The 11,725-nt window shown below is 70.5% G+C and carries 9 protein-coding genes; 3 read left to right on the plus strand and 6 right to left on the minus strand.

Features of this window, described 5'->3' with window-relative positions; genetic code table 11:
- Positions 1 to 255 precede the first annotated feature (255 nt).
- From AC31A1_RS35435 to AC31A1_RS35450, 4 genes are all read right to left on the minus strand, one after another.
- On the minus strand, positions 256 to 1,077 hold the full coding sequence (locus AC31A1_RS35435) for a carbohydrate ABC transporter permease (protein ID WP_489657251.1): 822 nt from the start codon (positions 1,075 to 1,077) through the stop codon (positions 256 to 258).
- The gene (locus AC31A1_RS35440) at positions 1,074 to 2,057 is read right to left on the minus strand and encodes a carbohydrate ABC transporter permease (RefSeq protein WP_489657252.1); all 984 of its coding nucleotides are present in this window, start codon (positions 2,055 to 2,057) and stop codon (positions 1,074 to 1,076) included. The genes AC31A1_RS35435 and AC31A1_RS35440 overlap by 4 nt, the downstream gene beginning before the upstream one ends.
- Positions 2,058 to 2,135: 78 nt before the next feature.
- Positions 2,136 to 3,383, minus strand: coding sequence for a sugar ABC transporter substrate-binding protein (locus AC31A1_RS35445; RefSeq protein ID WP_489657253.1), 1,248 nt, complete (start codon positions 3,381 to 3,383; stop codon positions 2,136 to 2,138).
- Positions 3,384 to 3,439: 56 nt separating this feature from the next.
- Positions 3,440 to 5,401 (minus strand): glycoside hydrolase family 127 protein, encoded by a 1,962-nt coding sequence (locus tag AC31A1_RS35450; RefSeq protein ID WP_489657254.1) that lies wholly within the window; start codon positions 5,399 to 5,401, stop codon positions 3,440 to 3,442.
- Between the two features lie 260 nt (positions 5,402 to 5,661).
- Here AC31A1_RS35450 and AC31A1_RS35455 point away from each other — a divergent pair, with 260 nt between their 5' ends.
- Positions 5,662 to 6,681, plus strand: a complete 1,020-nt coding sequence (locus AC31A1_RS35455) for a LacI family DNA-binding transcriptional regulator (protein ID WP_489657255.1) — start codon at positions 5,662 to 5,664, stop codon at positions 6,679 to 6,681.
- A 123-nt stretch (positions 6,682 to 6,804) separates the two neighbouring features.
- On the opposite strand, the gene AC31A1_RS35460 is transcribed toward AC31A1_RS35455, so the two are convergent.
- Both AC31A1_RS35460 and AC31A1_RS35465 read right to left on the minus strand, forming a co-directional pair.
- A complete protein-coding gene (locus tag AC31A1_RS35460) occupies positions 6,805 to 7,638 on the minus strand; it encodes a PIG-L family deacetylase (protein ID WP_489657256.1) in 834 nt (277 codons plus the stop codon).
- A 256-nt stretch (positions 7,639 to 7,894) separates the two neighbouring features.
- Positions 7,895 to 8,806 carry a helix-turn-helix transcriptional regulator gene (locus AC31A1_RS35465; protein WP_489657257.1) on the minus strand — a complete coding sequence of 304 codons (912 nt, stop codon included), beginning with the start codon at positions 8,804 to 8,806 and terminating at the stop codon, positions 7,895 to 7,897.
- A gap of 208 nt (positions 8,807 to 9,014) precedes the next feature.
- Here AC31A1_RS35465 and AC31A1_RS35470 point away from each other — a divergent pair, with 208 nt between their 5' ends.
- Complete coding sequence (locus AC31A1_RS35470) at positions 9,015 to 9,992, plus strand: aldo/keto reductase (RefSeq protein WP_489657258.1); 978 nt, start codon at positions 9,015 to 9,017, stop codon at positions 9,990 to 9,992.
- Between the two features lie 283 nt (positions 9,993 to 10,275).
- Positions 10,276 to 11,725 (plus strand): hypothetical protein (locus AC31A1_RS35475; protein ID WP_489657259.1); only part of this gene is annotated, 1,450 nt, incomplete at its 3' end.

Raw genomic sequence — 11,725 nt, forward strand, 5'->3', positions numbered from 1 at the left:
GGTGCGCCCGTCAGGGCAAGGGCGGTGGCGGCCAGGGCAGTGGCCGTCACGACGGCGCCGAGGCGGCCGAGGGGCGCTCTGGAGCGGTGACGGTGGCTCAGGTATGACATCAGCGGCTCTCCTGAGTGAGGGAGGGGGACTTGCCGAGTGCGGTGCGGGAGTTGCGATGCGATGCGGTGCGGAGGCGGCTCGGGGAGGCGTCGGCGGTCCGCGGCCCCGCCCGGCCGGTGGGTCCGGGGCGGCGGGCACCGTGGATCAGTCCTTGACCGCGCCGGCGGTCACGCCCGCGGCCACGTAGCGCTGGGCGAGGACCAGGAGGACGGCCGCCGGGATCGACGCGACGACGGCGGTGGCCATGATCGCGTTCCACTCCTGGTTGTTGTTGCCGATGTACTTGTAGATGCCGAGGGTGATCGGCCGCCAAGTGCCTCCGCCGTCAAGGGTGTTGGCGAAGACGAAGTCGGACCAGGCCCACAGGAAGCTGAAGAGCGACACGGTGACCACCGCGTTGCGGCTGACCGGCAGTACGACGGACCGGAAGATGCGCCAGGTGCCGGCGCCGTCGATGCGGGCCGCGGAGATGAGCTCGCCGGGGATGCCCGACATGAAGGCCATGAAGATCATCACGCCGAACGGCACGGCGATGGTGGAGTCCGCGACGATCAGCCCCCACCAGGAGTTGAGCAGACCGAGGTCGAGGAAGATGCCGTAGAAGCCCATCGCCATGACGATGCCGGGGATCATCTGGGCGACCAGCAGGGCGAGTCCGAGGGTTCCGCCGCCCAGTGGGCGGAGTCTGGCCAGGGCGAATCCGGCCGGGGCGGCGAGGACCAGGGTGAGGGCGACCGTGCCCAGGCCGATGAGCAGGCTGGTGCCGAGGTAGGGCAACTGGTCGTTCAGGACGGCCCGGTAGCCCTCGAAGGTGGGGTGCAGGGGCAGCAGGTCGGGCGGGGTCTTGCGCATGTCCTGCTGCGGGGTGAGGGACACGTTGATCATCCAGTACACCGGGAACAGCATCAGGGCGGTCAGCAGGACGCCGATGACGGTGTAACGGCGCTTTCCCGTAGGGGACTTCATGCTTCCTGCCTCCTCTGGACGCGGATGTAGAGCAGGCCGAAGACGAGCGCGATGAGGATGAGGATGTTGCCGACGGCCGCGCCGGGGCCGAACTTCGGCAGCAGCGTGCCGAAGCCGAGCTGGTACGACCAGGTCGCGAGGGTGGACGACGCGTCGCCCGGACCGCCCTTGGTCATGATCCAGATCAGGTCGAAGACCTTGAGTGTGTAGACCAGCCCGAGGAGCAGGGTGATCGCCGAGACCGGGCGCAGCAGCGGGAAGGTGATCCGCCGGAACTGCTGCCAGGCCCCGGCCCCGTCCAGGGACGCGGCCTCGTACAGCTCCCCGGGGATGTTCTGCAGCCCGCTGTAGAGGATGACGAGGTTGAACGGGATGCCGATCCAGATGTTCGCGATCACGACCGAAGTCAGCGCCCAGTCCGGCGAGTTGAGCCAGTCCACAGGGGACACGCCAACCAGGTGCAGGGCGTAGTTGATGACACCGGACTCGCTGTTGAACATCCACGACCAGGTCGACGCCGACACGATCAGCGGCAGCAGCCAGGGGATCAGGAACAGGGCGCGCAGGGTCCCGGCGAGCCGGAAGTGCCGGTTGAAGAAGACCGCGAGGGCGAGCCCGGCCACGTACTGGAACGCGATCGACGCGAAGGTGAAGACCAGGGTGTGGCGCATCGCCGGGCCGAACGTGGGGTCGTCCAGGACGGTCCTGAAGTTGGCGAGGCCGGAGAAGGGCGCGTCCCCCTGCACGAACGACCGGACGGTGTAGTCGCGCAGGCTCAGGTCGAGGTTGCGGTAGAGCGGATAGAGGTAGAAGGCGGCGAGGTAGACGACCAGGGGGGCGATGAAGGCCAGCGCGGTGAGCCGGCTCCTACGGCGCTGTCGGCGCCGCAGGTTCGACGTGTCCGTCCGTTGTCCGGTGCCGGTCGCCCCGGACCTGGCCGGGGACCGCTGCGAACGGCGGTCGACGCGGGCGATGGTCATGGGTACTCCTGGATGCGGGTGGCGTGTTCGGACGGACTTGATGGCGATGCGGTTTCCGGAGAAGCGCGGAGGCCCGTGTCAGCCCTTGCTCGCGGCCGTCTGGGCGGCGTCGAGGGCCGCCTGCGGGCTCTTGCCGCCCGACAGGGCGTTCTGCACGGCGGTCCACATCGGCTGGGAGATCGTCGGGTACTTGGTGCCCAGACCGCCGCTGGTACGCCCACGCGCGGCGGCCACCGCGCCGACCCACGGCTTCAACTCCGGGTTCTGCTTGACCTGTTGGGCCTGTACCTGGGCGGTGGGTGCCACGTACGTCAGGGTCGTGTCGGTGGTCAGCAGGTTCGTGGAGTTCGTGAGGCAGGTGACGATCTTCTTGCTGACGTCGTAGCGGGAGGAGTCCTTCTGCACCGGGACGGTGACGAACTCGCCGCCGGTCGGCACCGGCGCCGAACCGCCGTTCTGCCCGGGGATGTTGATGACGCCGTACGGGAAACCGGCCTTGTCGGCGTTGCCGAGCTGCCAGGTGCCGTTCTCGCTGAACGCGTAGTCGCCGGTGGCGAACTCCTGCCAGCTGGTGGTCTGGGTGTTCTGGAGCACGTCCTTCGGCGCGTATCCGCCGTCGACCCACTGCTTCCACAGCGACAGTGCGGCCACGCCCTTGTCCGAGTCGAGCTTGGTGAGGTCGCCGCCCGCGCCCCAGAACCAGGGCAGGAACTGGAAGCTGCCCTCCTCCGTGTTGATCGCGGAGAACGTGATGCCCTTCTTGCCCGCGGACTTGACCTTCTGCAGCGCCGCCGTGAGCGAGGCCCAGTCCTTGACGGACGCGGGATCGACGTGGGCCGCGGTCAGGATCTTCTTGTTGTAGTAGAGCGCGAGGGTGTTGGCGCCGATGGGCACTCCGTAGGAGGCGTTGTCGATGACGCCCGCGCCGAGGATGTTCTTCTGGATCGACGACGTGTCGAGGCCGAGGTCGCCGGTCTTGTTGAGGATTCCGGCCTCCACGAGCGTGGAGACCACCGGGTTGTCCACCAGCATCACGTCGGGGGCGTTGCCCTGCTGGGCGGCGAGCAGCGCCTTGTTGCCCAGGTCTGTGGTGTCCATGCTGGTGCGCTTGACCTTGACCCCGGCATCGGTGCCGCACTTGGTGACGAGCTTGCCCCACGCCGAGGAGGCGTCGAACTGCGGGTACGGGTCCCAGAAGTTGTACGTCCCGCCGGCCTTCCCGGAACCGGATGCGGAGGAGTCGGAACCGCCGCCGCAGGCGGCGACAGAGGTGAGCGCGCCGACGGCGGCTATGGCGGTGAGGAGGGTGCGGCGGGTGTTTCTCACGGTGACCTCGTTGTCTTGGTGCGGCTCGTAGGAAGCGGGGGTTGGGTGTGGCGGGCTCAGGAGGTGGGCAGCCAGACGCGCATGCCGCCGTCCTGGCGGTTGGCCCATGCGTAGTAGGGGATCGCGGTGAGTTCGATCAGGTCGCCGGTCGGGGCGGCGTCGGGTGAGGGGGCCCGGTACGGCCACCAACTCCCGTCGTCCGCAAGGCGCCTGCGGTACCCGGCGGCGACGACGGTGGTGACCCCGCCGAGCAGATCCGGGCGGTGCTTCACGGCGAGCGGGCGCGTGGCGTCGAGGACGATGTCGTCCAGACCGCCGCCGGGGACGTCCACGTGCTCCAGGCAGTACACGAGCGGCCCGCGCTCGATCGCCGCACAGCCGCGCACGGCGTCCACCCGAGGGTCGGCGGCGGTCAGCCGGGGTTCGAGCACCAGCTCCAGGACGACCGAGTCGCCCCGCGCCCAGGTCCGTTCGAGGCGCAGCCACCCGTTCTCGACCGGCGCGTCCGTCTGGTCGTACGACAACTCCCCGACGCGCACCCGGAATTCGCGGCACCACTGCGGGACGCGCAGGGACAGGGTCCACGGCCGGTCGGGGGTGTCCTCGACGGTGAGGGCGACCGTGCCGTGCCAGGGGTAGTCGGTCTCGGCGCGGACGGACATCTCGCCGTAGGAGTAGTGGCCGGTGGTGAACTGGTGGATCTGCAGGCCCTGTTCGTCACCGGACGCGAGGTAGTGCTCCAGCGAGGCCAGCAGCCGCATGACGTTCGGCGGGCAGCAGGCGCAGCGGAACCAGCGGGTGCGGCGGGCCGACTGGTCACCGCCCGGGTCGGTGTGGCCGTCGCGGACCTGGAGCGGGTTGACGTACAGCCAGCGCTCGCCGTCGAGCGACACTCCGGCCAGGAAGCCGTTGTACAGGGTGCGTTCGATCAGGTCGGAGTAGCGGGCCTCGCCGGTGAGCAGGGCCATGCGCCAGCTCCACTGGACGGAGGCGATGGCCGCGCAGGTCTCGCAGTAGGCACGCTCGTTGGGCAGTTCGTACGGGTCGCCGAAGTCCTCCTCGTCGTGGTGCGCGCCGAGGCCGCCGGTGAGGTGGGTCTTGGTGGCGGTCATCGCCCGCCACAACCGCTCGCCCGCCGCACGGAGTTCGGCGTCGTCGGTCTCGGTCGCCAGATCGGCTGCGGCGGCCAGCAGGTACAACTGCCGTACGGCGTGGCCTTCCACGGTGTCCGCCTCGCGCACCGGCACCCGGTCCTGGCAGTACGCCTCGCCGCCCAGCAGGCCGTGGCCGAAGCGGTCGACGAAGTAGCCGGCCAGATCGAGGTAGCGGCGCTCGCCGGTCTCCCGGTACAGCTCCACCAGGGCGGTCTCGACCTCGGGATGGCCGTCGATCCCGTCGATCTCCTTGCCGCTGCCGGGAAGGCCGAACACGGAGTCGATGTGGTCGGCGAACTTGCGGGCCACGTCCAGGAGTTGGGGCCGACCGGTGGCCCGGTGGTGGGCGACGGCCGCCTGGATGAGATGGCCGGCGCAGTACAACTCGTGACCCCAGCGCAGGTCCTTGTACCGCTCGCCGCCCTTGAGCAGCTGGAACCACGTGTTCAGGTAGCCGTCGGGACGCTGCGCGCCGGCGACCAGGGCGACGATCCGGTCGACCTCCGACTCCAGGCCGGCGTCGGGCTGTTGGGCGAGCTGCCAGGAGGCGGCTTCCAGCCACTTGTAGACGTCCGTGTCCACGAACGGGTACGCGCCCCGGAACTCGCCCTCGACCGCGCCCGCCGCCAGCCGCAGGTTGTGCAGATTCCCCGCCGACTCCAGCAGTCCGGGGCCCTGCGGGAGTGAGACACGCGCGTTCACCTCGCGGCGGGTGCTCCAGAAGCCGGCGCGCACCTCGACCGCGGCAGGAGCGAGCGCGGCCTTGGCACCCGGGCCGAGGCGGACAGGGCCGGTGGACGTGCCTGCCTGTTCGGACGGGGCCGGGGCCTGGGAGGAAAGCGCGGTGGAACGGGGGCGGGGCATGGCTCTCCGGAGATGTAGATGGGAAGCAGGACGGGGACCCGACACGCGGAATGCGTCAGGGCGTCCCTGAGGTCGGACGGGCGTGGCCCCGTCTCTCGAACCCGCTTAGGAAAACGTTTTTCTGCCGGGAAAGGTAGGAACGGGACCGAGGGCGCGTCAAGAGGTCCGGCAAACATTTTCTTCGCCTGGTCAGGACTGGCCAGCGGACATGAACGGTGCCAGGATGCTGCTGCCGATGTCGTCCAGGAAAAGGATTGCGCGTGACCGCCGTTCCACGTCTTCCGCCCACCGGGCGGGCGAAGCTCGCCGACGTTGCCAAGCTGGCCGGTGTCAGTGTCGGGACGGCCTCAAAGGCGCTGAACGGCAGTGGGAGCATGCGCCCGGAGACCCGGCAGCGGGTCCTGGACGCCGTCGAAGAGCTCGACTTCCGGCCCAATCAGCAGGCGCAGAGCCTGCACACCGGCCGCAGCTGGACCGTCGGGCTGATGACGACGGACGGGATCGGCCGTTTCAGCACACCCGTACTCCTCGGCGCCGAGGACGCGCTCGGCGCCGGAAAGATCTCCGTGCTGCTGTGCGACACCCGCGGCGACGCCATCCGCGAGCAGCACCACCTGCGCAACCTCATGGACCGCCGGGTGGACGGCATCATCGTGACCGGCCGCAGAACCGACCCGCGTCCGCCGCTGAACGGCATCGAACCGATCCCGACGGTCTACGCACTCTCGCCGTCCACCGACCCGGACGACATCTCCGTCGTGTCCGACGACCGGAGCGGGGCCCATCTGGCCATCGAGCACCTGCTGGGCACCGGCCGCAGCCGGATCGCGCACATCACCGGCCCGGCCCACCACGCGGCCGCCCGCGACCGCGCCCACCACACCCTCGAACTGCTCCAGCACTCCGCCATGGAACTCGCCACCGGCCGGGTCCACTTCGGGGAGTGGAGCGAGGCATGGGGCCGCCGCGCCGCCGAAACGGTGCTGCGCACCGCACCGGACACGGACGCCTTCTTCTGCGGCAACGACCAGATCGCCAGAGGCGTCGCCGACGCGCTGCGCGAGAACGGCCTGGACGTCCCCGGGAGGGTGTCGATCGTGGGGTACGACAACTGGGACGTCATGGCCCTGGCCTCCCGTCCACCCCTCACCACGATCGACACAGCCCTCTCCGAGATCGGCCGGCGGGCCGCCCTCCTGCTCCTGGACGCCATCAACTCCGAGCCGGCGCCCGGCCTGCACAGCGTGCCCTGCCGACTCGTCGTCCGTGAATCCACCTGAGTCGTCGGGTCCGCTCAGGGGCCGTGGACCAGCCGGTGAGGGCGCCGCGCAGGAAGGCCACGAAGCGGGACACCGCCTCGTCCTCGCGCAGCCGTTCCAGGGGCACTTTCCCGGTCGGCCGGGTCAGCGCAGCCCGGCGAAGAGGTCGTTCTCGGGTACGGTCGCGCCGGTGGTGTCCTGGACGCGTACGAAGGTCTCGATGCCCATCAGCTCGCCGAACCTCTCCTTGCCCATCTTGAGGAAGAAGATGTTGTCGCCCTGGCTGGCGTGCGCGGCCAGCGAGTCGAACTTCTGGCCGCTGAACGCGGTGGTGTCCACCCACGTGGTGATCTCGTCGTCGGGGAGGCCCATCTTGGCCATCTCGGCGACCTCGGCGGGGTCCGGTTCCGGCATGTCCGGGTGGAACTCGCGAATGAGCTCGCCGAACTGCCGCATCGCCGAGCGGGGCATCGTCGTCCAGTACACCTTCGGTGTCGGCTCGGTCATCTCCAGCGCCGCCATCGTGATGCGGTGGGCCTGGATGTGGTCGGGGTGGCCGTAGAAGCCGTTCTCGTCATAGGTGACGACCACATCGGGCCGGTAGTGCCGCATGAGCTCGGCGAGCCGGGCCGCGCCTTCCTGCACGGGGGTCTGCCAGAAGGACCCGGGGGCGTCGTTGCTCGGCCAGCCCATCATTCCGGAGTCGGCATAGTCCAGCATCTCCAGATCGCTGATCTTCAGGACGTCGCAGCTCGCTTCGAGTTCCTGACGGCGCATCAGGGCGACCGCCGCCGGATCGTGGCCGGGATCGCCCGGCTTGACACCCCCCGGTCCGTCACCGCAACTGCCGTCGGTACACGTCACGAGCACCGTGCGGACGCCTTCCGCCGCGTACCGCGCGAGGACCCCTCCGGTGCTGGTGGCCTCGTCGTCGGGGTGGGCGTGCACTGCCATGAGCGTCAAGGGCCGGTCAGTCATGAAGAAGTCCTCCTGCGGAAATACGTCGTGGTTCGAGTGCGCGGCGGGTGTACCGCGATGCCGGTCTCCCCGTTGCTGCAACCGCGCGGGCTGGACCGGCTGTTCCCGGCGCGGCCGTTTGGTCTTCTTGGTCTTCCGGGCGTCGGCGTTTCGACGCGATCAAGGTACCGGCACGCCCCGCATGTCTCGGCGCCACGCCGGAGGCGTCCGACAACGATCCCGGCCGCCCGAGGGAGCGAGCCGGGGCGCAAGCCGCTTACGGCCGCGGACCGGTGGCTTTCGGGGCGGGGTCAGGACGTCCCGCGGGCCGGGGCGCGGTCATGTCGAGCAGGAGCAGGGCGTCGTGGTCGGGGGTGCCGGGCTCGGCGGTGTAGACGCCGATGCGCTGGCCGGGGGTGCCTTCGATATGCAGTGACTGCGAGGTGAGGGTGAGGGTGCCGACCAGGGGGTGGTGGAACGTCTTGTGCACGGGCTTGCGTCCGGTCACCTCGTAGCGCTCCCACAGCCCGGCGAAGTCGGGGCTTTTCAGCAGCAGTTCGCCGACGAGGTTGGTGAGGTCGGGTGCGTCCGGGGCGGTGCCGGCGATGGCGCGCAGGCGGGCGACGCAACCGGTGATCTGCCGGTCCCAGTTGTCGGCGAACAGATCCCGGGCCGCGGGGTGCAGGAAGAGATAGCGGGCGAGGTTGCGGTGCTTGGCCGGCCACTCCTCCAGACCCGCGTACAGGGCCAGGCCGCCGGAGTTCCAGGCCAGCACGTCCATGCTGCGGCTGATGACCAACGCCGGATTCGGGCGCAGGGAATCGAGCAGCACCTTCAGGTGGGGGCGCACGGTTCGGCTGGGCGCGGGCGGCGGTTCGGGGGCGTAGCGCGCGGCGCGGGCGGCGAGCTCGCGCAGGTGCTGGTGCTCCTGGTCGTCCATGCGCAGGGCGCGGGCGAGCGCGTCGAGGACGGCGGGGCTGGGGCGGGTCTCCTTGCCCCGTTCCAGGCGTACGTAGTAGTCGATGCTGATGCCGGAGAGGGTGGCCAGCTCCTCGCGGCGCAGGCCGGGGGTGCGGCGGATGCCCGCGCCGACGGTGAGGCCGACGTGTTCGGGGCTGGTCTGGGTGCGGCGGGCGCGCAGGTAGCGGCCCAGCTCGGCGCCTTCGCTGTGCGCGCTCTCGGATGCCATGACTCCAGTCTCACCCGCTGGGCACCCGCCGTGCGGGCGGGGTGGGGGGCCCTGTCGTTACCCCTGAAGAGCACGCCCTGCCACACCGCGGCCATCCGGGCCAGGGTGAATGAGGAAGACGCCCGCCCCCTCACCGCCGACCGGCACGACCTGCCGGGCCGGGCGAGAGCGGGAGACCGGGCACCACCATGGATCGGAAGAGGGCGAGATGCGGTACATCAAGCTGCGTGACCTGGAGGTTTCCCGGATCGGCCTGGGCACGATGGGAATGTCCCACGCCTACACCGGCTCCGGCACCGACGACGCCGAGTCGATCAGGACCGTGCACCGCGCGCTGGAACTCGGCGTCACGCTCATCGACACCGCCGAGATCTACGGCCCCTACACCAACGAGGAACTCGTCGGGCGAGCGCTCAAGGGGCGCCGGGACCAGGTGGTGCTGGCCACCAAGTTCGGCATGGTGTCCCACGGTGGAGAAGGTGCCTGGAACGTGGACTCCAGCCCGGCGAACGTCCGTACCGCCGTCGAAGGCTCCCTGAAGCGGCTGGGCACCGACCACATCGACCTGTACTACCAGCACCGGGTCGACCCGAACACGCCGATCGAGGAGACCGCCGGCGCCGTCGGTGAGCTGATCACCGAGGGCAAGGTGCGCGCCTTCGGTCTCTCGGAGGCCGGCCCGGACACCATCCGGCGCGCGCACGCCGTCCAGCCGGTCACCGCGGTGCAGTCCGAGTACTCCCTGTGGACCCGCGGCGTCGAGGAGCGCGTCCTGCCCGTGCTGCGGGAGCTGAACATCGGCCTGGTGCCGTTCTCCCCGCTCGGCCGCGGCTTCCTCACGGGCACGGTCCGCTCCACCGACCAGTTCGACAAGGACGACTTCAGGCGCGACAACCCGCGCTTCACGGGCGAGAACTTCCGGCACAACCTGGCGCTCGCCGACGAGGTCAAGGCCCTGGCCGACGAAGTCGGCGCCACGCCCGCGCAGGTGGCCCTGGCCTGGCTGCTCGCCCAGGGCGACGACATCGCCCCGATCCCCGGCACCAAGCGCGTCACCCGGGTCGAGGAGAACACCGCCGCCGACGCCGTCACCCTGACCGCCGGCCAGCTCGACCAGCTCAGCAGTCTGCCGCCCGCCGCCGGTGACACCCACACCGAGGCCCAGGCGCGTCTGCTCGAACGCTGACCGTCCGCACTCCCCGTATTCCCCGTTTGGAGCAGCGCCTCGCATCCGCGCAGCCTTGGGGTTCGGGAGCCGGAGACGCCGGCGTTGCCCGACTCCATGCCGGGGTGCCATGCCTCGACCGGACCTGCCCGCGTGGGTGGGCCGTCAGCCGGTTGGCTGCATCGCAGGCCGCAGCCCGGTCTGCCGCGCGGTAGTTTGTCCATGTTTTCCCTGGCTCCGGCCTTCAGGAATACAGGCTGTAGGGTGCTGGAAACCCTACAAACTGTAGGGGGAGGGGTGGGCAATGTCCGGCAGCGCGTACGCCACACTCGCCGGGACCCGACGGCTCGGACCGCCGACCGCGTCCCGCCGCTCGGAGTTCCCGCTCGCAGCGGTGGCGGCGGCCTTCACCCTGGCCCAACTGGTCCTCGTACGCCCCGGGTTGGGCCTCGGCTGGGACGAGACGGTCTACGTCAGCCAGATCAGCGCGCACGCCCCGGCCGCCTTCTTCAGCGCACCCCGCGCCCGCGGCATCTCCCTCCTGGTCGCCCCCGTCACCTCCTGGTCCTCGTCCACCACCCTGCTGCGCGTCTACCTCGCCGCCCTCTCCGGCCTGGCCCTCTTCCTCGCACTCCGCGCCTGGCGCGGCCTGTTCCCGGTCCGCGTCCTCGCCCTCGCGGGCACCCTGTTCGCCTCCCTCTGGGTGACCCTCCTCTACGGTCCGCAGGCCATGCCCAACTACTGGGTCGCCGTGGGCGCGCTCGCCGCCGCTGGCTGCTGTCTGCGCGCCCGGGCCGACCGCTCCGACCGGGCCGCGCTGTGGGGCCTGGCGGTGAGCGCGTCCCTCATGGCGTGGATGCGGCCGACGGACGCGGTCTGGGCGACACTGCCGTTGCTCGTCCTCGTGGTGACCGGCCGCCACTGGCGTGTGCTCGTCGCCCTCCTCGCCGGGCTCGCGTCCGGTGCCCTGGAGTGGGTGATCGAGGCATACGTCAGCTACGGAGGCCTGACCGAGCGGCTGCACGAGGCCTCGGCCATCGAGGGCGGACTGGGCTGGAATGTAGCGGTCGTCGACCAGCTGCGCAGCCTGGGCGGACGCGCCCTGTGCCGCCCGTGCACGGGGAAGATTCCCAACCCGGCGGTCGACGTCTGGTGGCTCGTGCTCCCCGTACTCGCCGTCGTCGGACTGGTCGTCGCGGTCCGCGCGCGGCGCACGGCGGCCACCCTCGTCCCCTTCGCCTGCGCCGCCACAGCCGCCTTCCCGTACCTGTTCATGATCGGATACGCCGCTCCGCGCTTCCTCCTGCCCGCCTACGCGCTGGTGGCGATCCCGGTCGCCGACGCCCTGATCCATCTCGTCACCAGACCGGCCGGAGCATGGCGGTGGGTCGCGGTGACCCTGCTCGTGGTGGGGCTCGCCGGGCATCTGGCGGTCCAATTCGCCGTCCTGGAAAGAACGGTGAGCCGTACGAACGCCCAGCACCGCGACTGGTCCCGCACCGCCGCCGAACTCCACCGCCTCGGCGTACGCAAGCCCTGCCTGCTCACCGGCCAGGACGCCATCCCGATCGGCTTCTACGCGGGCTGTGCCTCGGCCGCGACCGGTGGCCACAACGCCAACTCGTCACTGACGATCATCGAGCGCACGGCGCGTCGCATGCCCGTCGCCAACGTCACGCCGACCGGCAGCCGCCCACCCGCGTACGCCCGCGACTGGCCCGCCCACCGTTACGGCGCGCTGGAGCTCCGTGTCG

It is taken from the genome of Streptomyces sp. P5F9 (assembly GCF_057961495.1).

What these genes read in the sequence shown, in the direction of transcription:
- AC31A1_RS35435 (WP_489657251.1), bottom strand. Translation starts at nt 1,077, where the DNA reads ATGAAGTCCCCTACGGGAAAGCGCCGTTACACCGTCATCGGCGTCCTG.
- AC31A1_RS35440 (WP_489657252.1), bottom strand. Translation starts at nt 2,057, where the DNA reads ATGACCATCGCCCGCGTCGACCGCCGTTCGCAGCGGTCCCCGGCCAGG.
- AC31A1_RS35450 (WP_489657254.1), bottom strand. Translation starts at nt 5,401, where the DNA reads ATGCCCCGCCCCCGTTCCACCGCGCTTTCCTCCCAGGCCCCGGCCCCG.
- AC31A1_RS35460 (WP_489657256.1), bottom strand. Translation starts at nt 7,638, where the DNA reads ATGACTGACCGGCCCTTGACGCTCATGGCAGTGCACGCCCACCCCGAC.
- AC31A1_RS35465 (WP_489657257.1), bottom strand. Translation starts at nt 8,806, where the DNA reads ATGGCATCCGAGAGCGCGCACAGCGAAGGCGCCGAGCTGGGCCGCTAC.
- AC31A1_RS35470 (WP_489657258.1), top strand. Translation starts at nt 9,015, where the DNA reads ATGCGGTACATCAAGCTGCGTGACCTGGAGGTTTCCCGGATCGGCCTG.